Annotated in this window: 21 protein-coding genes; 11 read left to right on the top strand and 10 right to left on the bottom strand. The window is 71.7% G+C overall.

Going from position 1 to position 23827, the window contains the following annotated elements; translation table 11 throughout:
* Positions 1-86 precede the first annotated feature (86 nt).
* The 3 genes from MFF56_RS11765 (at position 87) to MFF56_RS11755 (ending at position 3068) form a co-directional block, all read left to right on the top strand.
* Positions 87-1547, top strand: coding sequence for a methyl-accepting chemotaxis protein (locus MFF56_RS11765; protein ID WP_238230046.1), 1461 nt, complete (start codon positions 87-89; stop codon positions 1545-1547).
* Positions 1548-1737: 190 nt separating this feature from the next.
* Positions 1738-2163, top strand: coding sequence for a phasin family protein (locus tag MFF56_RS11760; RefSeq protein ID WP_066920661.1), 426 nt, complete (start codon positions 1738-1740; stop codon positions 2161-2163).
* Positions 2163-3068, top strand: coding sequence for an alpha/beta fold hydrolase (locus tag MFF56_RS11755; protein ID WP_082772956.1), 906 nt, complete (start codon positions 2163-2165; stop codon positions 3066-3068). The genes MFF56_RS11760 and MFF56_RS11755 overlap by 1 nt, the downstream gene beginning before the upstream one ends.
* On the opposite strand, the gene MFF56_RS11750 is transcribed toward MFF56_RS11755, so the two are convergent.
* Positions 3040-3438, bottom strand: a complete 399-nt coding sequence (locus tag MFF56_RS11750) for a phage holin family protein (protein ID WP_066920660.1) — start codon at positions 3436-3438, stop codon at positions 3040-3042. The genes MFF56_RS11755 and MFF56_RS11750 overlap by 29 nt on opposite strands.
* A gap of 78 nt (positions 3439-3516) precedes the next feature.
* Positions 3517-4674: a dimethylmenaquinone methyltransferase gene (locus MFF56_RS11745; RefSeq protein ID WP_066920658.1), complete on the bottom strand. Its 1158-nt coding sequence runs from the start codon at positions 4672-4674 to the stop codon at positions 3517-3519.
* A gap of 251 nt (positions 4675-4925) precedes the next feature.
* On the opposite strand from MFF56_RS11745, the gene MFF56_RS11740 reads away from it, so the two are divergent.
* Positions 4926-5990, top strand: a complete 1065-nt coding sequence (locus MFF56_RS11740) for a nitrilase-related carbon-nitrogen hydrolase (RefSeq protein WP_066920656.1) — start codon at positions 4926-4928, stop codon at positions 5988-5990.
* Between the two features lie 53 nt (positions 5991-6043).
* On the opposite strand, the gene MFF56_RS32205 is transcribed toward MFF56_RS11740, so the two are convergent.
* Together MFF56_RS32205 and glnA are read right to left on the bottom strand one after the other, a co-directional pair.
* Positions 6044-7060, bottom strand: a complete 1017-nt coding sequence (locus MFF56_RS32205; protein ID WP_308445270.1) for a VOC family protein — start codon at positions 7058-7060, stop codon at positions 6044-6046.
* A gap of 145 nt (positions 7061-7205) precedes the next feature.
* Positions 7206-8618, bottom strand: coding sequence for a type I glutamate--ammonia ligase (gene glnA / locus MFF56_RS11730; RefSeq protein ID WP_066920654.1), 1413 nt, complete (start codon positions 8616-8618; stop codon positions 7206-7208).
* Positions 8619-9183: 565 nt separating this feature from the next.
* On the opposite strand from glnA, the gene MFF56_RS11725 reads away from it, so the two are divergent.
* On the top strand, positions 9184-9453 hold the full coding sequence (locus MFF56_RS11725; RefSeq protein ID WP_066920652.1) for a (2Fe-2S)-binding protein: 270 nt from the start codon (positions 9184-9186) through the stop codon (positions 9451-9453).
* A 68-nt stretch (positions 9454-9521) separates the two neighbouring features.
* Complete coding sequence (gene bfr, locus MFF56_RS11720) at positions 9522-10019, top strand: bacterioferritin (RefSeq protein ID WP_066920650.1); 498 nt, start codon at positions 9522-9524, stop codon at positions 10017-10019.
* Positions 10020-10322: 303 nt separating this feature from the next.
* Here the strand turns inward: bfr and ada are convergent, their stop codons facing one another.
* The 3 genes from ada to MFF56_RS11705 form a co-directional block, all read right to left on the bottom strand.
* On the bottom strand, positions 10323-11417 hold the full coding sequence (ada, locus tag MFF56_RS11715) for a bifunctional DNA-binding transcriptional regulator/O6-methylguanine-DNA methyltransferase Ada (protein ID WP_238230045.1): 1095 nt from the start codon (positions 11415-11417) through the stop codon (positions 10323-10325).
* A 92-nt stretch (positions 11418-11509) separates the two neighbouring features.
* Entirely contained in the window at positions 11510-12415 is a 906-nt protein-coding gene (locus MFF56_RS11710; protein ID WP_066928102.1) for a TIGR01459 family HAD-type hydrolase, read from the bottom strand.
* Positions 12416-12483: 68 nt separating this feature from the next.
* Positions 12484-13869 (bottom strand): EAL domain-containing protein, encoded by a 1386-nt coding sequence (locus MFF56_RS11705; RefSeq protein WP_238230044.1) that lies wholly within the window; start codon positions 13867-13869, stop codon positions 12484-12486.
* Between the two features lie 250 nt (positions 13870-14119).
* Here MFF56_RS11705 and MFF56_RS11700 point away from each other — a divergent pair, with 250 nt between their 5' ends.
* The 5 genes from MFF56_RS11700 to MFF56_RS11680 all read left to right on the top strand — a co-directional run bounded on the left by MFF56_RS11700 (position 14120) and on the right by MFF56_RS11680 (position 21229).
* Positions 14120-15421, top strand: coding sequence for a Gfo/Idh/MocA family protein (locus MFF56_RS11700; protein WP_066924736.1), 1302 nt, complete (start codon positions 14120-14122; stop codon positions 15419-15421).
* 235 nt (positions 15422-15656) lie between these two features.
* Positions 15657-16949 carry an oxalate/formate MFS antiporter gene (gene oxlT / locus MFF56_RS11695; protein ID WP_066924738.1) on the top strand — a complete coding sequence of 431 codons (1293 nt, stop codon included), beginning with the start codon at positions 15657-15659 and terminating at the stop codon, positions 16947-16949.
* A gap of 187 nt (positions 16950-17136) precedes the next feature.
* Complete coding sequence (locus MFF56_RS11690) at positions 17137-18303, top strand: glycosyltransferase family 2 protein (protein ID WP_082773206.1); 1167 nt, start codon at positions 17137-17139, stop codon at positions 18301-18303.
* A complete protein-coding gene (locus tag MFF56_RS11685; RefSeq protein WP_066924740.1) occupies positions 18285-19019 on the top strand; it encodes a methyltransferase domain-containing protein in 735 nt (244 codons plus the stop codon). Before MFF56_RS11690 ends, MFF56_RS11685 begins: the two co-directional genes overlap by 19 nt.
* On the top strand, positions 19016-21229 hold the full coding sequence (locus MFF56_RS11680; protein ID WP_238230062.1) for a hypothetical protein: 2214 nt from the start codon (positions 19016-19018) through the stop codon (positions 21227-21229). Before MFF56_RS11685 ends, MFF56_RS11680 begins: the two co-directional genes overlap by 4 nt.
* 115 nt (positions 21230-21344) lie before the next feature.
* On the opposite strand, the gene MFF56_RS11675 is transcribed toward MFF56_RS11680, so the two are convergent.
* From MFF56_RS11675 to MFF56_RS11665, 3 genes are all read right to left on the bottom strand, one after another.
* Complete coding sequence (locus tag MFF56_RS11675) at positions 21345-22319, bottom strand: hypothetical protein (RefSeq protein ID WP_066927490.1); 975 nt, start codon at positions 22317-22319, stop codon at positions 21345-21347.
* 204 nt (positions 22320-22523) lie between these two features.
* On the bottom strand, positions 22524-23162 hold the full coding sequence (locus MFF56_RS11670; RefSeq protein WP_238230059.1) for an alpha-ketoglutarate-dependent dioxygenase AlkB: 639 nt from the start codon (positions 23160-23162) through the stop codon (positions 22524-22526).
* A gap of 20 nt (positions 23163-23182) precedes the next feature.
* Positions 23183-23815, bottom strand: a complete 633-nt coding sequence (locus MFF56_RS11665) for a 2,3-bisphosphoglycerate-dependent phosphoglycerate mutase (protein WP_066924721.1) — start codon at positions 23813-23815, stop codon at positions 23183-23185.
* Positions 23816-23827 lie beyond the last annotated feature (12 nt).

Here is a 23827-nt window from a genome sequence, read left to right as displayed (position 1 = left end):
GTAGGCCGGCGCTACCCATTTAATCCTATTTTTATCTATCGTTAACCAATCGAGCGCAGAGGATATTCTGAATAGGAATGAAGACAATGTTCAAAAGATCACAATCCAACACCGATCGCCTCAAGTTCGCCGCCCTCGATCGCGCCATCGCAACAATCGAGTATACACCAGACGGCAAGATACTAGATGCAAACAGGAATTTTCTCGATCTCGTCGGCTACGACATCGGGGAGATCCGTGGGCGGCACCACCGAATCTTCGTGGATGCGGACGAGGCCAAGCGTGCCGATTACGGCGCGTTCTGGGATACGTTGCGGGGCGGCAAGGCCGTCTCGGGCGAGTTCGCCCGCTACGGGAAGGCCGGTGACCGGGTCTGGCTGGAGGCGAGCTACTGCCCGGTGCTCGACGCCGACGGCCGGGTGGCCTCGGTGATGAAGTTCGCCACCGACATCACCGCCAAGAAGAACGAGACCGGCCGCCTGATGACGATGATCGACGGCATGCCCGTCGCCGTCATGACAGCCGACCCGAGGAACGATTTCCGGATCGACTATCTCAACGAGACCTCGAAGAGCACGCTCGGCGCGATCGAGCAGCATCTGCCGATCAAGGTCTCGGAGTTGCTGGGCTCCTCGATCGACGTGTTCCACAAGAACCCCCAGCACCAGCGCCGGATGCTCGCCGACGCGAGCCACCTGCCGCACCGGGCCAAGATCAAGCTCGGGCCGGAGGTGCTCGACCTGCGCGTCTCGGCCATCACGGGCCCGGACGGCGCCTATATCGGCCCGATGCTGACTTGGTCCGTGGCGACGGCCCAGGTGAACGTGGCCTCCGAGGTCTCGCGCGTGGTCGAGGCGGTGTCGGCGGCGGTCCGCGAGATGCAGGCTTCCGCCGACGGCCTCGGCTCCTCCGCCGATGATGCCCGGCGGCGGGCAGCCTCCGTGGCCGCGAACTCGGAGCAGATGGCCGGCTCGATCCACGAGATCTCCGGCCAGGTCGGCCGCGTCACGGAGCGTACCCAGCAGATCGCGGCGCAGGCCCGGACCACGGACGGCACCGTGCGTCACCTCGCCGAGAACGCCCGCAAGGTCGATGCCGTGGTGACAATGATCCGCACGATCGCGGCTCAGACGAACCTGCTGGCGCTGAACGCGACGATCGAGGCCGCGCGCGCCGGGGAGGCGGGCCGCGGCTTCGCGGTGGTGGCCAGCGAGGTGAAGATGCTGGCCGCGCAGACCGCCCGGGCCACCGACGAGATCACGCAGCAGGTCGCGGCGATCCAGACCGCTACCGACGAGGCCGTCGGCGCAATCGAGATGATCGGCTCCGCGGTCGCCGAACTGTCGAAGCTGACGCTCGCCATGGCGAGCGCCGTCGAGGAGCAGTCCGTCGCGACCCAGGAGATGTCCGGGCATATCGGCGGCGTCTCCGTGGCGGCGAACGTCACCGGCCAGCTCGCCGACGCGGTGCGGGCCATCGCGGACCGGCTGGGCACCCATTCCGAGAGCCTGGGCGGGAGCATCGAGCGTTTCCTGAAGACCAGTTGAGGCGCACTCCCCACCCGCGGCCGCACACGCACGCCGCTTTGTGTCGGGCGCGGCCCCGGCGTGCCCTTTGCGCCGGGGTGCGGGCGTGACAAGAGATGGGCGGCCGTCAAGGAGAGGCGGAACGCGGCGGCGCCGATTCGATTGCTCAGCTGCGGCGGCCGGACGGCCAGGGACCGGGGGACACAAGGACATGACCGAGCAGGGTCGGCAACTGGCCGAGGAGAACATCGCCCGGGCCCGGGCGGCCTACCTGCGCTGCGTGGAGGCCGGCGAGGTGGCCCTCAACGCCTTCGAGAGTTCCACCGCGCGGGCGGCCGGCCTGATGGGGCTCTCGGCGGACGGGCGGAACGCCGACGGTCCCACCGCCCGCGGCTGGGCGGCGATGCGCGCGGTGGCCCAGACCCTCTTCGTCGCCACCGACACGAACATGCGGGCTGGCTTCAGCTTCGCCTCCAGCCTGGTGCGAGCGGAGGATGCCCGCGCGGCCGCCGATCTCCAGAGCCGCTACCTGCGGGAGCAGGGCGAGCGCTTCGCTCACCAGATGCTCGACCTGCAGCGCACGGCGCTGCGCGCGGCCGGCGACGTCGCGCGCGGAACCGGCGCCGGCCCGCTGTGATGCTCGCGGACCCCGCCCTGGCGGAGGCCGAGGGGTGCGACGCGGCCGAGCCCCGGCCCGGCCGCACGATCGGCTACGCGCAGGGGCGCTTCCACGATCTCGCCTACGTGGAGTGGGGCGATTCCGCGAGCCCGCACACGGTGCTGTGCCTGCACGGGTTGAGCCGCCAGGGCCGCGACTTCGATCCGCTGGCGCGCGCGCTGGTCGGCCTCGGCTACCGGGTGATCTGCCCGGACATCGTCGGGCGTGGGAAGAGCGGCTGGCTCGCCGACCCCGAGCTCTACGGGCTGCCGCAATACGTCTCCGACATGGCCGCGCTGATCGCGCATCTCGGCGTCGAGCGGCTCGACTGGGTCGGCACCTCGCTCGGCGGCCTCGTCGGCATGGTGCTGGCAGGCGCGCAGAACACGCCGATCCGCCGGCTGGTGATGAACGACATCGGCCCGTTCCTGCCCTGGGCGGCGCTCAGGGGCATCGGCAACCGCCTGCGCGAGGCGCCGCGCCTGCACCACTCGCTCGCGACCGCCGAGGCGCGCTTGCGCTCGGCGCTCCGGGATTTCGGCACCCTCACCGACGCGCAGTGGCGCGCGATGACCCGCCACAGCTTCGTCCCCGAACCCGGCGGCACCTGGCGCCCGCACTACGATCCGGCCATCGCCGTCGCGTTCCGGCCGGGCCGGGTCTACAACGTGACGCTGTGGCGCGACTGGGATGCGGTGCGCTGCCCCGTGCTGCTGCTGCGGGGCGAGACCTCGGACCTGCTGCTGCCGCAGACCGCCGCCGAGATGACCCGGCGTGGCCCGCGCGCGACGCTCGTCGAGATCCCGGGCTGCGGTCACGCCCCGGCGCTCTTCGACGACGGGCAGATCCGGATCATCACCGACTGGATGGGGCGGGCGGGCTGAGGCGCACGATCCGCTCGGCCTCGCGCATGGTCCGCCAGGGTTCGAGGTTGTGCAGGGCGATCCGGCGCGCGCCCATCAGTCCGAGGATCGCCGCGACGCCCAGGAAGGGCGCGGCGACGATCACCGCGCCGAGCGCCTCCGATCCGATCAGCGCGGCCAGCAACTTCACCGCTGCGTCGAGGAAGACGAAGAAAGCCGAGACCACCAGCACGGCGATCGCCAGCACCTTGGCGGCGAGCCCGGCGAGCGCCCGGATGTTGCCGTCGGTCTCGACGCGGGCGAGTTCGAGCGTCCGCGCCGTGAGGCGGGCAGCCTCGCGGACCGCGTCGACGAGCAGGACGACGATGTGCTCCGAGGACCGCTCACCCATCCCGTGACCCTGCTCCCGCGCGCCGAACCGGCCGGGTAACCGGGCGGGAGGCGGGTCCGTTCCGGCGCGCGGCCGCCTTCAGCCCTTCAGGGCGCGGAGCGCCGCGAAGGGGCTGGCGTCGGGATCGGGCGCGGGCGGGTTCAGCACCGGCTCGACCTGGGCGATGGCGTCGGCGAGCGAGAAGGCCGCCCCGCTCTGGAGCCGGCCACCGGCCGCGTCCCGGTGGCCGCCGCCGCGGAACTTGCGCGCGCCCTCCAGCGCCGTCTCGTTGTTCGAGCGGAAAGAGAGCGTCCCGACCCGCTGCACGTTCACGACGCGCTTGGCCCGGCCCGCTTCCATGATCAGGTCGGAGATCCGCTGGAAGGCGCCGGAATCGAGCCCGAAGGAGAGAAGCGTCCCGTCCGAGAGCGGCCGGAACAGCTCCTCCGAGCGGGCGAGGGCGCGGGCGACGCGCATGCGGGTGGTGAGCCGGGCGTCGTCGTCGGGATCGCCCGCCATCAGGTCATCGACGAGCGCCAGGCGCACGGCGCCGAGCCGGGCCTCGATCCGGGCCGGGTCCAGCCCCTCGCGCAGCAGGGCGGCGAGGGCCAGGAGCAGGCCGCTGACGAAGCGATCATGCCAGGGGTGGCCCACCGGGATCAGGGTCGAGACGTTGTCCCAGAAGGCCTCGTCGAGGGCGAGGCCCCCGAGGAATTCCGGCCGGTCCTTGCGCCAGAGGTCGAGGGCGTCGACCGCCGCGACGAGCGCGGCGAGGTCGGCATCGCCCGCCCCGGCCTCGGGCGCGTAGAGGGCGCGCTGCTCGTAGGCCATCCGGGTGGCGCAGCGCTCCGCGTCGATCAGCACGACGGTGTTCGGGTCGCCCGCGTCGAATCGGTTCAGCGCGGGCCGCTCCGGGTCGGGCCGCGGCTCCAGCTTCTGGGCGCGCAGCTGGTCGATCGAGGAGGCGTGGTGGTCGAGCACCACGAGGCGGTGGCGCCGCTCGGCCTCGCGCTTCAGGTTCATCTGCGCGAAGCGGCGGATGAAGGTGACGGCGACCTCCTCGAGACCCAGATCGGTGAGGATCAGCAGTTCGGGCGCCTTGGTCCGCTCAAGCCGCTTCAGCTCGGTCTCGACCACGGGCCCGACATCGGCGTAGCGCGGGATGTGCACCACCCGCCGCACGTCGCGGAAGAGGCCGACGACCGTCGAGGCGCCGTAGCCGTCGAGGTCGTGGTGCGTGAGCTGGGTGACGTTCAAATCAGCATCCTTCCGGCCGTCCGGCCCCGCATCGGAGCCGCGTCCTCTCGTCCGGCGGACCTATCCGGGCTCTCGTCCGTCTGGCAAGGCGAGGGCCGCGGCCCCGGTCGGCCCGATCCATGGGGCGCGGGGCGGCCGCGACGCTTCGCGGCATGGTCCGGAAGGAACGCGCCCGACCCTCAGATTGTACGGTAAAATAACCTAGAGTAACCTTCCTGCCCGATACCGATTCGGTATCGGGGGGATCGACCATGCCTCTAGCATCGCTTCTGCGACGTGTTCTCGTCGGCGCCGTCCTGATCTCGGGTCCGATCGCGGCCCTGCCGACGAAAGCCCAGACCGTCGTCGGCCTCGCGCAACTGCCCAGCTCGGACGTCGGCAAGTTCGACGTCATGCGCGGTCTGGCGCAGCAGGCCAAGGATCAGGGCGCGACACTGATCATCTTCCCCGAGGGCTCCGTCTTCGGGTGGCTCAACCCGGCCGTGTTCACCCAGGCCGCACCGATTCCCGGCCGGTACAGCGACCAGTTCGCCGAGATCGCGCGCAGCGTCGGCATCTGGGTCGCGGCGGGCTTGGCCGAACAGGGCCCCAAAGCCGGCCCCGGCTCGCTACCGAACGCCTATCAGGCCTACGATTCCGGCATCCTGATCGATCCCCAGGGGCAGATCGTCCTGCACCACCGCAAGTACAACGTGCTGCAGAACGCCTTCGACCCGGCGGCCTGCCAGGCGATCCTGAACCAGCCCGGCTGTGCCTACACGCCCGGCGCGCTCTCCGACATCAAGACGGTCTCGACCCCGTTCGGCAAGACGTCCCTGCTCATCTGCGCGGACGCCTACACCTACGGCCAGGCGGAAGCCCTGGCGGCCCTCAAGGCGCTCAAGCCGGATTTCGTGATCGTGCCCTGGGGCATCACGGCGAGCCAGCAATCCGAGTGCGGGACGCCCAACTTCAACGCGACGGGCTACGCGGCGCAGGCGGCGGCCTACCTCAAATCCGCCTTCGTGGTCGGCGCCAACGCCACCGGGCCGCGCACCTACGGCCGCTTCCTGCCGTCCGTCTATTGCGGCGACAGCGGCTACGCCAACCCGGCCGGCGACAAGGTCGAGACCTCCACGCCGACGCAGGCGCTGGTGCTCCTCACCGTCCCGAAGAGCTTCGACGCCAAGGCCGGGCCGATCTGGAACAACGGCGACGCCCAGAACAAGTGCCCCACCACCTGCAGCAGCTACGCCTCGGCCTGGAACGGCCAGTGGACCACCACGGTACCGGGGCAGATGTCCGTCTGCGGCTGCGTGCCGAGCGGGGCGGATTGAGGCTTCGATCCCAGCCCGGGAGGCCGTCGCGCCCGGGCTCGAGCGGTCCCGGCTCAGCCCAGGATGCGCGGGCCCGCGGGCGTCTCGATCTCCGCCGTGTAGCGGAACACGGCACCTGCGTGGATCTCGGGCGGGTTGAGGAGGCCGATCTCCCGGTAGAGGGCGGCAGCCGCCTCCGGGTCGGGATGGTCGAGCCGGAAGACGAGGAGCCGCGCGCCGAGATCCGGCATGGCGCGGGCCGGGTGGCCGGCGGCGTCCCAGTCCATGAGGCAGGGCAGGAGGCCGTCCATCGGGAGCGCGCCGTCACCGCGCAGGGCGAAGCGCCAGGAGAGAGCGCCGCGGCTCATGCGCATGGCCGAGCCGAACAGGCCGGGACGCCGGGCGAGCGCGCCGTCGAGATCGTTCGTGCGGGCCACGAAGGCGCGCAGGCGTCGCCCGGACTCCCAATCGGCCCGGACCGCAGCGGCATCGCCGAGGCCGAACCAGCGCGGGCGGTCAGGCGGCGGCGCCTCGGGATCGACCGCGATCACTTCGAGGAAGAGCGCCTCGCCGAGGCGCAGCAGGTGGTTGCGCGTGCCCATCTCGCGGTGGCGCCCGCCCTCGGGGATGTCGAGGTCCAGGCTCTCGCGGACATGCACCACGCCCTCCGCGAGGGTCGGCGCGACGACGGCGAGGTGGTCGAGGAAGAGCATGCGGGCTTCTCGGCGCGACAGCCCTTTGCGCAACCCATCATGCGCGAGGGCGAGGATGGTCCGAAGGGCGGCGCCATCGAGATACCAATCGGATCCCGTCAGATCCCAGAGCTTTTTCAGTTCGTCGGGCGAGAGGTCGCTTTCCAGGACCGTCCCGATGAAGTCGCGCAGCCGCTTCCGATCCTCGCCGTTGAACGACGCGACGACATCGAGCGTCGCGGCTTCCCAGGTGCCTTGGAGGACCAGAACGTCCTGATGGAAGTAGCTGCCGAACTTCAAGAACTCCGGTGTCGGCGGCAGGCGGCCGAGCCGCTTCCTCGTCCGGTTCGGCCGGATCCGCTTCTTCGTCCTCTGTCCCATCACGGAGGCCCGGATCATCGATCGTCCGGATCCTTGGATAGGAATTTGGGCCGACCTGCAAGCGCGCCGACGCGGCGCGAAACGCGAGACGCCGGAGCCCTGTGCAGGGCCCCGGCGCCGCGATCATCAGGGCAGGCCGGGCGTCGCCGCCCGGCCCGTCCGCTCAGAGCGAGTAGTACTGCACGAACTCGATCGGGTGCGGGGTCATCTCGTAGCGCAGCACCTCGGTCATCTTCAGCTCGATGAACGAGTCGATCTGGTCGTCCGAGAACACGCCGCCGGCCTTGAGGAAGTCCCGGTCCTTGTCGAGGCTCTGGAGGGCCTCACGGAGCGAGCCGCACACGGTCGGGATCTGCTTCAGCTCGCGCGGGGGCAGGTCGTACAGGTCCTTGTCCATGGCCGGACCCGGATCGATCTTGTTGAGGATGCCGTCGAGGCCGGCCATCAGCAGCGCCGAGAAGGCTAGGTAGGGGTTCGCCATCGGGTCGGGAAAGCGGACCTCGACGCGCTTGGCCTTCGGGTTCGTCGTCCACGGGATGCGGCAGGAGGCCGAGCGGTTGCGGGCCGAGTAGGCCAGCAGCACCGGGGCCTCGTAGCCTGGGACAAGGCGCTTGTAGGAGTTGGTCGAGGGGTTGGTGAAAGCGTTCAGCGCCTTGGCGTGCTTGATGATGCCGCCGATGTACCAGAGGCATTCCTGGGAGAGGTCGGCGTACTTGTCGCCGGCAAACAGCGGCTTGCCGTTCTTCCAGATCGACTGGTGCACGTGCATACCGGAGCCGTTGTCGCCGTATACGGGCTTGGGCATGAAGGTCGCCGACTTGCCGTAGCTCTGCGCCACGTTGTGGATGCAGTACTTGTAGATCTGCATGTGGTCGGCGAGCAGCGTCAGCGTGTCAAACTTCATGCCGAGCTCGTGCTGAGCCGACGCCACCTCGTGGTGGTGCTTCTCGACCTTCACGCCCATCGACTGCATGGCGGCCAGCATCTCGCCGCGCATGTCCTGGGCCGAGTCCTGCGGCGGGACGGGGAAGTAGCCGCCCTTGGTCTGCACCCGGTGGCCGAGGTTGCCGCCCTCGTAGTCGGTGAAGCCGTTGGTGGGGAGTTCCGTCGAATCGAGCTGGAAGCCGGTGTGGTAGGGGTCGGCGCCGAACTTCACGTCGTCGAAGACGAAGAACTCGGCCTCGGGGCCGACATAGATCGTGTCGCCGATGCCGGTGGAGCGCAAGTAGGCTTCAGCCAGCTTGGCGGTCGAGCGCGGGTCGCGGGAATAGGGCTGGCCGCTCGACGGCTCCAGCACGTCGCAGACGATCGACATGGTGGAGGCGGAGAAGAACGGGTCCATGCAGGCGGTCGCCGGGTCCGGCATCAGCAGCATGTCGGACTCGTTGATCGCCTTCCAGCCGGCGATCGACGAGCCGTCGAACATGGTGCCGTCCTGGAAGATCTCATCATCCACGAGGGAGACGTCGAAGGTGACGTGCTGCCACTTGCCCCGCGGGTCCGTGAACCGGAAGTCCACGTACTTGACGTCGTTGTCCTTGATCTCCCTCAGGACATCCGCTGCGGTCTTTGCCATCCCTGGGAATCTCCTTCAGTCCGGGCTTGCGCCGAATTTGCCCCGCCGGGCCGCGGGGAGGCGGCGCGTGAGCGCGCCGGGCGGCCTTACAGGGGGGAATCGCGCAAGGCTAGAGGGATTTGGGGAGATGCGAAACCGGTGGCGGGCTTTAAGTCCTTGTCCGGCCAGGATTCCCCGGCGGCGGCCTCGCTGCGTTGCGGGATGACGAAGGCCGCGGCCTGTCCGCGATTCGGCTCCGGCCGCGCCCGCCGGACCGGGCGGCCGAGGACGATTGGAGCCGGCTGCGTCACCGTGTCCGGCGCGTCTCCGGCGGGGTCCGGCACGGAGCGCAAGGCTGCGGGAAGGGCCTGATCGATTGCGCACACGTGAACCCGGCACCCTTGACCCACTCACGCCCCGGTGCCATGTGTCGCCCGCACTAACGCTTTGAAAACGCTCTAGTTTTCAAGAGTTCTAATCTGGTGTGCATCAGCGAGGGCCTGCCCGTCCGGGGTCGGCTCCGTATCGAGGGACGGCCGAACGGCTCTCCGGCCGGCCGAGAACCAAGCCAGGGTTCACGGGTCGCATGATCGTCTGTTCCTGCAACGTCCTGTCCGATGGCGCCGTGCGCGGCTGCCTCGATCCGGGCCCGGCCTGCCCGCGCACGCCCGCCCAGGTCTATGCCTGCCTCGGCTGCAGCCCGAAATGCGGGCGCTGCGCCCGCACCATCCGGTCGATCCTGCGCACGGCACTCAGCGAAGCGGCGGAAGCGGACGCCCATGCCTGCTCGGCGTCTTGCGCCAGCGCCTGCAGTCTGAAACAGTTCCAAACAGCGGACGAGGAGCTGGCCGCCTGAGAGGTGCCCGACGGTTCTCGAACCTGGCGCCCGCTTCCTCGCGTTCCGACAACGGAGAGTGTGGGGCAATGAAGGGCGACACCAAGGTCATCGAGTACCTCAACCGAGGCCTGCGCAGCGAGCTGACGGCGGTCAGCCAGTACTGGCTCCACTTCCGCCTGCTGAACGACTGGGGCTACGTCGACCTCGCCAAGTTCTGGCGCAAGGAATCGATCGAGGAGATGAACCACGCCGACCGGTTCATCGACCGGATCCTGTTCCTCGACGGCTTCCCGAACCTGCAGGAGCTCGACCCGCTGCGGATCGGCCAGACCGTGCAGGAGATCATCGAGTGCGACCTCGCGGCCGAGAACGAGGCCCGCTCGCTCTACCTCGAGGCGGCCAAGTACTGCGACTCGATCAACGACCGCGTCTCGAAGCGCCTGTTCGAGGATCTGGCCGAGGACGAGGAGGGCCATATCGACTTCCTCGAGACGCAGCTGGAGCTGATCAACCAGATCGGCCTGCCGCTCTACGCCCAGCGCCACATCGGCGGCCTGCAGCAGATCGCGCCCGAGACGGAGTGAGGGTTCGAACCGTCCCGGGGCTTCGGGCTCGGGACGGCTTTCATCCGAGGGACTCTGCAAGCGCGCGTGTCGCGCATCCGGGCTACGGCCCCCGCGCTGTCCCTCCCCCCTCTGCAGGGGAGGGTGGGCCGGCCGTAAGGCCGGGTCGGGAGAGGGGTGAACGCCTCCGGCAGAGGCACCGCCCCGCATGACGGGTGCGCCCCTTCCTGAAGCCGGGCTCCCCTCTTTGCGGGACTTCGTCCCGACCGTCACCCTTCGGGCGCCACCCTCCCCCGCAGAGGGGGGAGGGAGACCGGGGCGCCATCACCCCTCGCCCTCCTCCGCCTCCCGTGCCAGCAGCGCGCGCTTGCGCTCCACACCCCAGCGGTACCCTGAGAGCGCGCCGTCCGAGCGCACCACCCGGTGGCAGGGGATCGCGACAGCCAGCGCGTTCGCGCCGCAGGCCATCGCCACCGCACGGACCGCCGCCGGCAGGCCGATGGCGCGGGCGATCTCGGCGTAGCTCGCGGTCTCGCCCACCGGGATCCGGCGCAGCGCCTCCCAGACCCGTTGCTGGAAGACGGTGCCGCCGATGTCGAGGGGCAGGTCGAGGCCTCGTCCCGGCGCCTCGACGAGGCCGATCACCCGCGCCATCCAGGCCTCGAACACCGCGTCGCCCCCCACGAGTTCCGCGGCGGCGAAGCGGTCCTGCAGGTCGCGCACGAGCGCGTCGGGATCGTCGCCGAGCAGGATGGCGCAGACGCCCCGCTCACTCGCCGCCACCAGGATCGCGCCGAGCGCGCAGGCCCCGACCCCGAAGCGGATGCGCGCACCCGCCCCGCCCCGGCGATAGGCGGTCGGGCTCATGCCGAGCCGCTCCGGCGCCTCGGCGTAGAAGCGGCTTGGGGCGTTGTAGCCCGCCGCGTAGAGCGCCTCCGTCACCGTGCCGGCCGTCGGCAGGGCAGCGGCGAGGCGCTCGGCCCGGCGCGCCCGCGCGTAGGCCCGCGGCGTCACGCCGGTGATCGCGCGGAAGACCCGGTGGAAGTGGTGCGCGCTCAGGCCCGCCTCGGCCGCCAGTGCATCGAGCGCCGGCTCGGTCTCGGCCCGCTCGATCAGCCGGCAGGCGCGGGCGACCGCCTCGCGGCGCCGCTCGGCCGGTCCCGCCGCGTCCGGGCGGCAGCGCCGGCAGGGACGGTAGCCGGCGGCCTCCGCCTCGGACGGTCCGGGGTAGAAGCGCACGTTCTCGCGCCGGGCCGCCCGGGACGGGCAGCTCGGGCGGCAGTACACGCCGGTGGTGCGCACCGCGAAGACGAAGCGTCCGTCTGCGGCGGCGTCGCGGGCGGCGAGCGCCGCCCACATCGTGGCCTCGTCGAGGGGACGGACGGCCTTGGGGGGTGCGGTGGCGGTCGGATCGGGCATCGCGATGTCTCCGGTCTGGAGGCCTTTCGGGGATCGAAGCCCCATCCTGCCGTTCGCGCGCGTCGGCGCATCCCGCGCCTTGCCGCCGAATCCTACCAGACCAGGCGCTCGATCACCGCGTCGGGCCGCACCGCCTGCGTGGCGAGCCAGCCGGCGATCTCGCCGAGGCGGTGGTGCTCGGCCGTGACGCCCAGCTCCTCCGCGTGGATACCCCGGGCGACGAGGAGGCTGGCGATGCCGAAGCCACGGGCGCCCGCGATGTCGGTGCGGATCGCGTCGCCGACCGCGACGACCCGGCCCGCGTCAGGCGGCTCGCGCCCGTCGAGCTCGCCCGCGCGGGCGAGCGCAGCCTCGTAGACCGGCCGGTGCGGCTTGCCCGCGTAGACCACCGCGCCGCCGAGATCGGCGTAGGCCGCGGCCAGCAACCCCGCGCAGGGGATCAGCCGGCCGTCCGCCTCGACCACGAGGTCGGGGTTGGCGCAGATCATCGGGACGCCGCGCGCGTGGAGCGCCCCGAGCGTGTCGCGGTAATCGTCGGCCGTCTCGGTGCGGTCGTCGAACAGGCCGGTGCAGAGCACGAGATCGGCGGCCTCGGCCGCGACCAGCTCCACGTCGAGGCCCCGGAAGATGCCCGCGTCGCGCTCGGGCCCGAGATGGTAGAGGCGGGTGCCGGGCCGGTCGGCGATCAGCGCCCGGGTGAGGTCGCCCGAGGTGACGATGGCGTCGTAGGCCTCGCGCGGAACGCCGAACCCGTCGAGGATGCGCCCGACGCCCTCGCCCGGGCGCGGCGCGTTCGAGACCAGCACCACCCGGCGCGGGCGCTCCGCCCCGGCATGGTGCCGGAAGCGGATCAGCGCCTCGCCCGCGCCCGTGTGCGCCCGGCGGCCGTCGTGCAGCACCCCCCAGACGTCGCAGAGGATCAGGTCGTAGGCGTCCGCGATCTCCCGGAAACCGGAGAGCGTCGGGATGCGAACGTGACGGGTATCGTGCTCGGTCATGCGTGGTCCTGCGGCGGTCGCGGCGTCCGGTTAGGCGGACGGGGCGGCGATGGCAACGGCCGAGGACTTCAGCTTGCCCGGCGCAGGAAGGAGCGGAAGGGCCGGCGCTGCGGCGGCTCGGGCTCGGGCGGCTCGGCGGTGGGCGGGGCGGCGAGCACGTCGGCGCGCACGGGGCGCGGCGCGGCGAAGACCGAGCCCTGAGCCAGCGCGACGTCGAGGTCGATCAGGTCCGGCACCTCGCCCTCGGCCTCGACCGCCTGCGCAACGAGGCGGATGCCGGCCCGGGCGAGGGCGGTGACCAGATCCTCGACGGCGATGTCGGCGAGGTCCGGCCGGTCGGGACGCAGCAGGAGGCCCGCCGGCACCTTGACCTGACCGACGCCGACGCGCGCCAGGGCGATGCCGTCGAAGCGCAGGTCCTGCGGCCGGTCGAGGGCGAAGCCCACCTTGCCGCGAAGGGCCGCGAGCGCGTTCGCCTGCTCGGGGTCGAGGCTGCGCCAGCTGGCCTGCGGCAGGGCGAGCACGAGACGGCCGGCAAGGCCGGACTCGTCGCCCACCAGCCGGGCGAGCCACCGCAGGAAGCCGGGCTCGTAGAGCGAGAGCGGCGAGAGACCGTAGGTGACGCTCGCCTCACTGCCGCGGCTGCCGAGATGGCGCGCGACGGTCGCGGCGCGCTGGAGCATGCGACGGTCGAGCTCGGTGGTGCGGCCGTGCCGCTCCAGCACCGGCAGGAAGTCCTCGGGCACGATCAGGTCCGTGCCCGCGCGCAGCCGCGCCAGCGCCTCGTAGGCCACGACCTTGCGCTGCGGCAGGGTGACGACGGGCTGGAGATGCACCTCCAGCCCCTCGCCCTCGAAGGCCGCGACCAGCGCGGCCTCGGGCAGGGGCTCGGGGCGGGGCAGGATCGCGCGGGGCGGAAGCGACCGGACCGCAGCCGCCGGGACCGGGGGCGGGGTGGCCGGAGGGGCCGCCACCGGCCGCGCGGGCTCGGCGGGAACGACCCGGGGGGCGGCGGGCGGCGCCGCGGGCGTCGGCATCGGCGCAGCCGACGCGGCCGCGCGCGCGGCGACCGCCTTGAGGCGGGCGACCTCGGCGTCCTGCGCGCCGACGACCGCGGTGAGGTCGCGCACGATGCCGCTGAGCAGGCCGATCTCGACGCCGAGGTCCGAGACCTCGGCGGTCAGCCCGGACTGGTCCGGCTCCGGTCGCGCGGCCGCGAGCGCCTCCGCCCGCAGCAGCCGCTTGGAGAGACCGTCGATCTCCCGGGATAGCACATCGCAGCGCACCCGCAGCGCGGTGGCGCGGGCATGGGCGGCGAGCGCTCCGAGCGCGCCGAGGAGGGCGAGGGCCAGTGCCCCGGCGCCCGGCCAGAACACCGCGAGGGGCCCGAGGACGACGGCGGCCACCACCCCGAAGGCCGACAGGCCCGCATGCCGGCCGAGGAACCGGAGCATCGCTTGGGTGACACCTGAACGAGATACGCGGGTGCGAGGACCGGTCGAGCTCGGCCGATCCGGGACGCCCTCACGTTGTCGCCGAGGGCCGCCGGGCCGGCAAGGTGGCGGGCGCGGGCCCCACCGGATTTTGCCCCGGTGTGACATCGCGGGCGGGGCGCCCCCGCCCGGCGCGTCGCCGCGGGCCAGGAACCCCCGCGCGAGCGCCTTCATTGGCCGGACGAGATCCCTCGCATAGCGGACATCCCCGATGACGGACGACAGCGCGCTCTCCCGGCGCAACCTCTTGGCGGCGGGCGCCGCGATCACCGGCGCGCTCGGCCTCGGCGGCCGGGCGAACGCCGCCCCGCCCAGCCCCACGGTCCCGGCCGACACGGGCGCGGTGCAGGGCAACCGGGTGATGTTCCCGAACTGGCGCGGCGAGGGCGACAAGCCGCCGGCGCCCACCCCCGCGCCGCAGCCGGTGGCCAAGCGCACCGGCTACTGCGTGGTCGGCCTCGGGCGGCTCAGCCTCGACGAGATCCTGCCGGCGCTGGGCCAGACCAAACATGCCCGGCTCGCCGCGGTGATGTCGGGCTCGCCCGAGAAGGCCCGGCTCGTGGCGCAGCAGTACGGCGTGCCGGAGGACGCGGTCTACGGCTACGGCGACTGGGACAGGCTCAAGGCCAACGCGGACGTCCAGGCGGTCTACATCGTCACCCCGAACGCGGTGCACCGGGACAATGTTCTGGCGGCGGCGGGTGCCGGCAAACACGTGCTCTGCGAGAAGCCGATGGCGGCGAGTTCCGCGGAGGCGCGCGAGATGATCGCGGCCTGCGAGCGCGCGAACGTCCGGCTGATGATCGCCTATCGCTGCCAGTACGAGCCCTTCAACCGCGAGGTCGTGCGGATCAGCCGGGCGGGCGAGTTCGGTCGCCCGCGCCTGATCCAGGCCTTCAACGGCCAGACCTCGGGCCTGCCCGAGCAGTGGCGCCTGCGCCGGGCGCTCTCGGGCGGCGGCGCGCTGCCCGATATCGGTATCTACTGCCTCAACGGCGTGCGCGCGCTCCTCGGCGAGGAGCCGGATCAGGTCACTGCCCGGATCCACTCGCCCCCGGACGACCGCAAGTTCGCCGAAGTCGAGGAGAGCGTGAGCTTCACCCTCACCTTCCCCTCCGGCGTGATCGCGCAGTGCATGACGAGCTACGGCGTGCACGAGGCGCGCCGCCTCACCGTGCACAGCGCCGGCGCCGAGATCGATCTGGAGAACGCCTTTGCCTACACGGGCCAGCGCCTCTTCGTGACACACCGCAGCGGCAAGGCCGTGACGCGGGACGAGCGGCGGCTCTCCCACAAGAACCAGTTCGCTTTGGAGATGGACCACTTCGCCCGCTGCGTCCAGGAGGGCCGCCGCCCGCGCACGCCGGGCGAGGAGGGTCTGCAGGACCACGTTCTGATGGAGGCGATCTACGAGGCGGCCCGCACGGGGGCTGCGGTGAAGGTCGGACCGCCTGCCGGCCGCGGTCCCGGCCTCGACGTCACCCGCGGTCCGGAGCCGGACGAGGCCGGCTGACACGTTCTAGAAAGACCTCTAATCCTGAAAAATGCGCCTCCCATGCAAAAATTTCGTTGGCACCCGGCAAGAAAATTCCGGTTGCCAACGCTGTCATCATTACAAATACTGCATACCAGCGATGCCGCCGTATCTTACCAAATGATGGTGGTCGCTGGGAAAGCATCGACCGGAGGCGCGGGAGGACATTTGTCCGATCGCGAACCTATTGCCGGCGAGGGAGAAGGAGACGCCCATGACATCCTCCGCCGCAATACGCGCAGAGGCGAGACCCATGGCGGGACGCTGGCTCCAGCTCGGGCTCGGTGTACTCTGCATGGTGGCAGCCGCCAACATCCAGTACGCCTGGACCCTATTCGTCCCCGAGATTCAGAAGACCTTCGGCTGGGATCGCGCCGCGATCCAGGTCGCCTTCACCATCTTCGTGGTGGTCCAGACCTGGCTCACCCCGATCGAGGGCTACTTCATCGACAAGTACGGCCCCAGCAAGGTGCTGATGTTCGGCGGCCTGATGACGGGTCTCGCCTGGGTGGTGAACTCCTACGCGACCTCGCTCACCGGCTTCTACATGGGCTCCATCGTCGGCGGCATCGGCGTCGGCTGCGTCTACGCCACCTGCATCAACAACGCCCTGAAGTGGTTCCCGGACCGGCGCGGCCTCGCGGTCGGCCTGACGGCGGGCGGCTACGGCGCGGGCTCGGCGCTGACCATCCTGCCCATCGCCAAGATGATCGATGCGGGCAGCTACGCCCAGGCCTTCTTCACCTTCGGCCTGATCCAGGGCGCGGTGATCATCCTGGCGGCGATCTTCGTGCGCGGCCCGTCCGGCGGCGAAGTCAAGTTCTCCTCGACCGTGCTCCAGTCCCGGCGCGACTACACCCTCAAGGAGGCCCTCAACACGAAGGTCTTCTGGGTGATGCTGCTGATGTTCACCTGCACGGTGACCGGCGGCCTGATGGCGGTGGCCCAGCTCGGCGTGATCGCGCAGGACCTCGGGGTGAAGAACTTCCAGGTGAACCTGTACTTCTTCGCCATGGCGGCGCTGCCCTTCGCGCTGATGCTCGACCGCATCATGAACGGCGTCTCGCGTCCCCTCTTCGGCTGGGTCTCGGACAAGATCGGCCGCGAGAAGACGATGTTCATCGCCTTCGCGATGGAGGGCATCGGCATCGTGGCGCTGGGCTACTTCGGCTCGAACCCCTGGGCCTTCGTGATCCTCTCGGGCATCGTGTTCCTGGCCTGGGGCGAGGTGTACTCCCTGTTCTCGGCCACCGCCGCCGACACCTTCGGCTCGAAGCACATCGGCAAGATCTACGGCGTACTCTACTGCGCCAAGGGCCTCGCCGCTCTGTTCGTCCCGGTCGGCAACCTCCTGATGCAGGCCACCGGCACGTGGTCGACCGTGCTCTACACGGTCGCCATCATGGACCTGACCGCGGCGGCGCTCGCCATCACGGCACTCCGTCCGATGCTGAAGGCCCACCATGCCCGCAACGGTGTGATGAACCCGGTCTCCACCGGGCACTGATCCCGGCCTCACGGACCTGCGACGAGATCGGGGCGCGGCGCGAGCCGCGCCCCGATCCGTTTCGGCGCGGCCTGCCCGTCTCCTACATCCGTCCTTAACCGTGTTTCGCCATCCTGCCCGTCGAGCCGGCTCAGGGCGTCCGCTACCCGGACCAGCGCGACCGGAACCGTCGGCGCCCGGGGGGATGATGAGGGACGTGGTCGACGCTCCGCCGGAGCGGCCCGGGGACCGTTTCGCCCGCGCCGCACAGGAATTGGCAGGCCTGCGCGCGACCGCCGGGGAGGACGCGTTGCCGATCGGCATCGTCGTACCGGTCTACAACGACTGGGCGGCCTTCCGGCATCTCGCCCAGTCGATCGGGACCGTCTGCGAGACGCGGAATCTGACGGCCGACCTCATCGTGGTCGACGACGGCTCGTGGCAGTGCGGGGACGAGACGCTGCGCGCCATCGCCGACGCGGCGCCGCGCCTGCGCCTCCGGCGGGCGACCCTGGTCGCCAATCTGGGGCACCAACGCGCCATCGCGGTCGGCCTCACCGTCGCGAGCGCCCGCGCGGCCTCCTACCGCGCCGTGATCGTGATGGACGGGGACGGCGAGGATCGTCCGGAACACATCCCGTACCTCTTGGACACGAGTGCGGCCCATCCGGACGCGATCATCTGCGTGCGGCGCGGCCGCCGCTTCGAGGGCGCGCGCTTCGCCCTGGGCTACGCCGTGTTCAAGGCCTTCTTCGTGATCGGGACCGGCAAGACGATCGATTTCGGCCATTACTGCGTGATCCCGCCGCGGGCGCTGGCCCGCCTCGTCCACAGCCCGGCGCTGTGGAGCCATTTCGCCGCGACGCTGCTGCGGTCCGGCCTGCCCCTGCACCGCGTGCGCCTGGACCGGGGCACGCGCTACGCGGGCCGCTCCAGCATGAACCTGACCAGCCTGATCCGGCACGGGCTCAACGCGATCGCGGTCTTCGAGGACGTCTGCCTCGTCCGGCTCCTGATCGCCCTCGGGCTCTTCTCCGGCGGCCTCGTCGCCGCGCTGGTCGCGGTGGTCGCGATCCGCTTCGGCACGGACATGGCCGTGCCGGGCTGGGCCACGAGCGCGGCCGGCCTGCTCCTCGTCGCGCTGCTTCAGGCGATCCTCCTCGCGCTCGCCTCCGCGGCCTCGCACCTCAACCGCCGGTCCCTGTCCGAGGTGGTGCCGGCCCGCGAGGCCGAGCGCTTCCTGGTCCCGAGCGCGGATCCGGCGCAGCGGGCGTCCCCGCCCTCCTCCGGGGTGCCGCCGGACGAGGCAGCTGGGCAAGGGATGGCGTGGCAAGACGCGGCATGGGAACGGACGACATGGAAAGCGGCCTCCTGACCGCGGACGGCTACGTCGGCACCGAACTCGACCTTTTCGCCGCGGCACGTTCCTGGAAGGCCTACTGGTCGCGCGAGATAGCACCGTTCCTGCGCGGCCGGGTGCTCGATGTCGGGGCCGGTCTCGGTGCGACCGCGGAGATCCTGGCCCGCCGGCCCGGCGTGACGCACTGGACCTGCCTCGAGCCGGACCGCCGCTTCGCCGCCGCGCTCGCCGCGAAGGCGGCGGCGGGGACGCTGCCGGCGCACGTCCGCGCCTGCCACGGCACGCTCGCGTCCTACACCGGCTCCTGTGGCGACCCGGAGCCCTACGACGCGATCCTCTACATCGACGTTCTCGAACACGTCCGGGAGGACCGGGCGGAACTCGCGCGGGCGGCGGCGGCTCTCGCCCCGGGCGGCGCCCTCGTGGTGCTGGCACCCGCCCATCCCCGCCTCTACTCGCCCTTCGACGCGGCGATCGGGCACGAGCGGCGCTACACCAGCGCCAGCCTTCGGGCGGTCGCGCCGGACGGCCTGAGGCTCGTGCGGCTGCGCTACCTCGACAGCGTGGGCCTGGCCGCATCGTTCGCCAACGCCGCGCTCCTGCGTCAGACGATGCCCACGGCCCGGCAGATCGCCGTCTGGGACCGGCTGATGGTGCCCCTCTCGCGCCGCGTCGATCCTCTCATCGGCTACCGGGCGGGCAAGTCGGTCCTGGCGGTGTGGACGCGATGACGACCGGCACCGGCCCGCTCGCCGGGCGGGCGGCGATCTCCGGCGGAGCCCCGTCCGGGAGCCCCCGCTCCCGGGCCGGCGCGGAGATCGGCCACGCCCTCCTGGCCGCCTGCCTCGCCGCCGCGACCGCGGCGATTCCCCTCCTGCACGAGCCGAGCTTCTATTTCCGGGACGATGCCCAGTCCTACTTCCTGCCCGGCTTCCTCGAGATCGCCCGGCTGATCCGGTCGGGAGAGTGGCCGTTCCTCACGCCGCGCCTGTTCCAGGGCGGGGCGTTCCTCGCCGAGTACCAGTACGGCCTTTTGAACCCCGTCTGCCTCGCGCTCTACCGCGTGCTCGACGGCTTCGAACGCCTCGACAGGGCGGCCGCCTTCTACGCCGTCTTCCATGTCGGCCTTCTCGGCGCGGGCACTTACGCGCTCGGGCGCAGCATCGGCACCGGGCGGCCCTTCGCCGTGCTCGGCGGCCTCGCCGGCGCCACCTGCCTCGGCGTCGTCGACTGGGGTGCGGTGAGCTGGGTGCCGGGCCTCGTCAGCGCGGCTTGGCTCTCGTGGGCGGCCGCCTTCCTGATCTGGGCCGGGCAGGACAGCCGCTTCATCGCGCCCGCGGCGCTGGCGGTCTTCCTCGTGGTGGCGAGCGGCTGGCCCTTCGCGGACGCGGCCCTGCTGGCGGGTCTGGCGGCGGGCGTGGCGGCGGGGGCTTTCGCCGGCGCGGATCGGCGGGCGGGCCTTCGGGCCGTGCTGGCGGCGGGCCTCGGCTTCGCGCTCGCGGCGCCCGCCTGGATGCCGCTCGCGGCCGCGATCGGCAGCACCGCGCGGCTGGCGGAATCGTTCGACCTGCACCAGTGGCAGACACCGCTCCCGACGCTCGTCGCGATCGGCGCGCCGGTCTTCCCGCAGGCCTGGATCAGCTTCGGCGGCCTCTCGCTCGTCGTCTCGCCGCCGATGCAGTACGTGGGCTGGTGGATCCCGGTCGCCATGCTGCACGGCGCGTGGCCGCGGATGCGCGGGCCGGCCGGCACCGGTGCCGCGCTCCTCCTCGCCGCGACCCTCGTGCTCGGTCTCCTGGCCGCGGCACCGGGCGTGTCGCAGCTGCGCTGGCCCTTCCGCTTCCTTCCCTACTTCCAGATCGGCTGCGCGGTCCTGGGGGCGTGGTTCCTCGGCCAGCCGGGGCACGTCTGGTCCGCCCGCCGGGCGTCGGCGCTGATCCTCGGCACCGGCCTCCTCGCCGGCCTCCCGCTCGTCGATGCGATCGGCGTGAATCTCCTGCTTCTCCTGCCGGTGGTCCTGGTCGTGCTGATCGTCCTGCGCCGCGGGGGGCCCCGAATCCGGACGGGGCTGATCGCCATCGGTATGAGCCACATCGCCATCTTCGCGGCGCTGACCAAGATCTTTCCGGGCAACAGTCAGTTCCCGGACTGGCGGCCGCCGATGGAGCGGGCGGCCTACCGCGGCGAGCCCGGTCTGCGGCAGGGCGACACGGCGCTGCTCCTGTTCGAGCGGGCCCTGTTCAGGAGGCCGGACATCCGCGATGCCCCGGCCGGCCTGTATCTCGCCTTCCCGCAGGGCAACACCGCCCTCTACACCGGCAACGCCGCGATCGCCGGCTACTCGCCGATGCGCGGGCGGGGCTTCGGAGACCTCTGCCTGGATTACATCGGCGGGTCCTGCCCCGACGCGGCCGAGCGCTGGACGCGCCCGGATCCCGTGACCGGCGCGAGCACCCTCGACCTCGCCCGCGTGACGCGGGTCACGGCGCAGGCGGGTGCGCGGGCCGTGGCCTTCGCGGCCGTGGCCGGCCCGGGCTGGGTGCACCGATCCGTCGAGAGCGGGGTCCTGTTCGAGCGGACGCTGCCGAGCCTGCCCGGTACGCTGTCGCGCCTGCCCGAAGGCGCAGAGATCAGGAGGGCCGAGGAGGATGTCCGGGAGGCGCGCTACGGGCTGGCCGGCCCAGGCGGTCGCATCGTATGGGCGCGGGCCTGGTACCCGGGCTACGAGGCCGCGTGGAACGGGCAGCCGCTCACCGTTGAGATCGTCAACGCGATCCTGCCGTCCGTGGTGATTCCGGCCGGGGCCGGCGACCTGGTGCTCCGCTATCGGCCGAGGGGCCTCGGCCTCGGCCTCGCGCTGGCCGCACTCGCCCTCGCGGCGATCGCAGGGTTCGCGGTCTGGACGCGGTGGCCGCGCCGGACGTCCCGCCGGACACCGTGACGGCCGCGGAGCCCCCGGCGCACAGGAGAGAGCCGTTGCCCCGGATGCCCGGAGCGGGTGATGGCGAGCCGTTGGTCGCCGGCACGCGCCGCGGATGCCCCGTGACCCGACCCGCTTACTTGATCTGCACGCTGTCGATGATCTGGCGGAACTTCGACAGCGTGCCGTCGCGCTGGTCCTCGCGCACGATGCCGACCGCGCGCAGGTAGCCGTCCGGGGCGAAGCGGATGGTCTGGGACACCACGATGGGCTTGTTCGACGGGACATCGACGGCGCGGGCCACGATCTCGTGCCAGTCGACGCCGTTGCGGCGGTAGCTCTGCGCGCGCTCGATCACGAAATCCTTCATGGTCTGGTTCGCGTAGAGCGCGCTGCGCGCGAAGCCGTCGCGCTGCTCGGCGGCCGGCGGCTGCTGCACCGCCTGGGCCACGACCAGGATCGGCTGCTCCACGTTGAGCATCTGGTCTTTCGATCCCTCGGTCATCAGCACCGAGTTCCCGGCCAGAACCCGCACCGGGCGGAACCCCGCCGGGTCGGCGATGCGGAAGGGCAGCGCGTCCACCTGCTGGGCGAGGGTCAGGGGCGGCCGGATCGTCACGTTCGTGATGAGCGCCCGCAGACTCGCCTCGGTCTCGGCATCGGGTAGCGCCTGGGCGACGATCATCCCGGTGACGGTCGGGTCGCCCACGAGGAGCAGGAGCTTGCGGACCGTGGGCCCTTCCGTGCCGGGGGCGCTCGGCTGCTCACCCGTGAACAGCATCGCCTCGGCCTCGCCGATCTTCATCGGCTCGCGCTTCTCCACGGCGAAGCCCTGGGTGAGGAGGTTCGCGTCCGTGAAGTTGGTGACGAGTTCCGCGAAGGCGTTCGGCGGCAACTCCACCACCGAGAGCGTGGCGCCGCCCTCGCGCCGCTCGAAGCCGGCGAAGCGGCGTGAGGGCACCATGTCGGCGGGCGGCTGGAAGCCGAAGCGGGAGCCGGCCGGGTAGACGATCTCGGCCGCGCGGGCCGATGGCGGTGTCCCCAGCGGCGCCGCCAGCGCCAGAACGAGCCCGGCGACTCTCAGACCCTGCGTGATGTACCGCAACCGCATCGGAACCTGACCATTCGGATCGCGCCTCGCCGAGCGAGCGCCCACGGCCTTAGTGGGTCCTCCCCCGTCCGGCCGGTGTCAAGCCGCGCTCCGATAGGTATGGCGGCGGAGAGGCCCGCGGCCCGGCGCGCCGCCGCGGCACGGCTGTCTCCCGGGTGGTCCGTGGGGTGCGGCCGTGATCAGCGGATCAGACGATGGCTTTCCTCAGGCCGGCGGACTCACCCGCCGGGCGGTGAGGTTGAGGCGCCAGCCGAGCGGGAGACCCGGCAGAGCCGGCTCGCCGGGATCGACGAGGTCGCCGGCCGGGAGGATGCGGTCGATCCCGTGGAAGATCAGCCGCGAGGTCCCTCCGATCACCAGGGCGTCGCCCGGTCGCAGGCGCAGGGAGCGGGTCGGGTCGGTCCGCTTCAGGCCGCCGTAGCGGAACAGGGCGGGCGCGCCGAGCGACAAGGAGAGAACGGGGGCGGCGAGGTCCCGCTCGTCCCGGTCCTGGTGCAGGCCCATACGGGCCTCGGGGCCGTAGAGGTTGATCAGGCAGGCTTCCGGCAGGTGCGGATAGCCGGCGAGCTCCGCCCAGGCCCTGAGCACCGTCGGGGGCAGCGGCGGCCAGGGCGCGCCGGTCTCGGGGTGGTGCGGCTGGTAGCGGTAGCCGGCGCGGTCCGAGACCCAGCCGAGGGGCCCGGCATTCGTCATCCGCACCGAGAAGGGTTTGTCCGTACGCGGCATCCGCGGCGTGTAGGCGGGCGCGGCGGCCAGCACCGCCGCGACCTCCGCCCCGAGCGCGGCGCGGGACGCGGCGTCGAGCCAGCCGGGGTGGTGGACCAGCCCCGGCGCCAGCGCAATTCCGCCCTCCGGGTGCGCGCTCAGACGTCGATGTCCCGTTCCAGCACCGACTTCGCCGCGACCGTGGTGTCGGAGGCGAGGCGATAGACCAGCGGCACGCCGGTCGCGATCTCCAGGCCCGCGATGGTCTGGGTGGTCATGTGGTCGAGCACCATCACGAGGGCGCGCAGCGAGTTGCCGTGGGCGGCCACCAGCACCCGGTCGCCCGCCATCACGCGGGGCAGGATGCGCTCGATGTAGAAGGGCAGCACGCGGGCGGCCGTGTCCTTCAGGCTCTCGCCGCCGGGGGGCGGCACGTCGTAGGAGCGGCGCCAGAGATGGACCTGCTCGGCGCCCCAGCGCTCGCGGGCGTCGTCCTTGTTGAGGCCGGACAACTCGCCGTAATCGCGCTCGTTGAGGGCCTGCGAGCGGATCACCTCGATGTCGGTGATGCCCATCTCCTCCAGCATCAGCGCGCAGGTGCGCTGCGCCCGGCCGAGATCGGAGGTGAAGGCGACGTCGAAGCCGTAGCCCTCGCTCTTCAGCCAGCGGCCGGCCTTGCGGGCCTCCTCGACGCCCAGCGCGGTGAGGTCCGGGTTGCGCCAGCCCGTGAACAGGTTCTTGAGGTTCCACTCGCTCTGGCCGTGCCGAGCGAGGACGAGCAGGCGCTCCATCGATCCGTATCC

This window comes from Methylobacterium hispanicum (genome assembly GCF_022179285.1).
Lineage (GTDB): Bacteria > Pseudomonadota > Alphaproteobacteria > Rhizobiales > Beijerinckiaceae > Methylobacterium > Methylobacterium hispanicum.
Note: the sequence above shows the minus strand (reverse complement) of the source record. Positions and strands in the feature narration are given on the sequence as shown.

Coding starts and splice junctions, on each gene's coding strand:
- MFF56_RS11725 (WP_066920652.1), top strand. CDS start 9,184: ATGATCGTCTGTTCCTGCAACGTCCTGTCCGATGGCGCCGTGCGCGGC.
- MFF56_RS11740 (WP_066920656.1), top strand. CDS start 4,926: ATGCCTCTAGCATCGCTTCTGCGACGTGTTCTCGTCGGCGCCGTCCTG.
- MFF56_RS11765 (WP_238230046.1), top strand. CDS start 87: ATGTTCAAAAGATCACAATCCAACACCGATCGCCTCAAGTTCGCCGCC.
- MFF56_RS11710 (WP_066928102.1), bottom strand. CDS start 12,415: ATGACCGAGCACGATACCCGTCACGTTCGCATCCCGACGCTCTCCGGT.
- MFF56_RS11750 (WP_066920660.1), bottom strand. CDS start 3,438: ATGGGTGAGCGGTCCTCGGAGCACATCGTCGTCCTGCTCGTCGACGCG.
- bfr (WP_066920650.1), top strand. CDS start 9,522: ATGAAGGGCGACACCAAGGTCATCGAGTACCTCAACCGAGGCCTGCGC.
- oxlT (WP_066924738.1), top strand. CDS start 15,657: ATGACATCCTCCGCCGCAATACGCGCAGAGGCGAGACCCATGGCGGGA.
- MFF56_RS11685 (WP_066924740.1), top strand. CDS start 18,285: ATGGAAAGCGGCCTCCTGACCGCGGACGGCTACGTCGGCACCGAACTC.
- MFF56_RS11705 (WP_238230044.1), bottom strand. CDS start 13,869: ATGCTCCGGTTCCTCGGCCGGCATGCGGGCCTGTCGGCCTTCGGGGTG.
- MFF56_RS11675 (WP_066927490.1), bottom strand. CDS start 22,319: ATGCGGTTGCGGTACATCACGCAGGGTCTGAGAGTCGCCGGGCTCGTT.
- MFF56_RS11690 (WP_082773206.1), top strand. CDS start 17,137: ATGAGGGACGTGGTCGACGCTCCGCCGGAGCGGCCCGGGGACCGTTTC.
- MFF56_RS11760 (WP_066920661.1), top strand. CDS start 1,738: ATGACCGAGCAGGGTCGGCAACTGGCCGAGGAGAACATCGCCCGGGCC.
- ada (WP_238230045.1), bottom strand. CDS start 11,417: ATGCCCGATCCGACCGCCACCGCACCCCCCAAGGCCGTCCGTCCCCTC.
- MFF56_RS32205 (WP_308445270.1), bottom strand. CDS start 7,060: ATGATCCGGGCCTCCGTGATGGGACAGAGGACGAAGAAGCGGATCCGG.
- MFF56_RS11665 (WP_066924721.1), bottom strand. CDS start 23,815: ATGGAGCGCCTGCTCGTCCTCGCTCGGCACGGCCAGAGCGAGTGGAAC.
- MFF56_RS11700 (WP_066924736.1), top strand. CDS start 14,120: ATGACGGACGACAGCGCGCTCTCCCGGCGCAACCTCTTGGCGGCGGGC.
- glnA (WP_066920654.1), bottom strand. CDS start 8,618: ATGGCAAAGACCGCAGCGGATGTCCTGAGGGAGATCAAGGACAACGAC.
- MFF56_RS11680 (WP_238230062.1), top strand. CDS start 19,016: ATGACGACCGGCACCGGCCCGCTCGCCGGGCGGGCGGCGATCTCCGGC.
- MFF56_RS11755 (WP_082772956.1), top strand. CDS start 2,163: ATGCTCGCGGACCCCGCCCTGGCGGAGGCCGAGGGGTGCGACGCGGCC.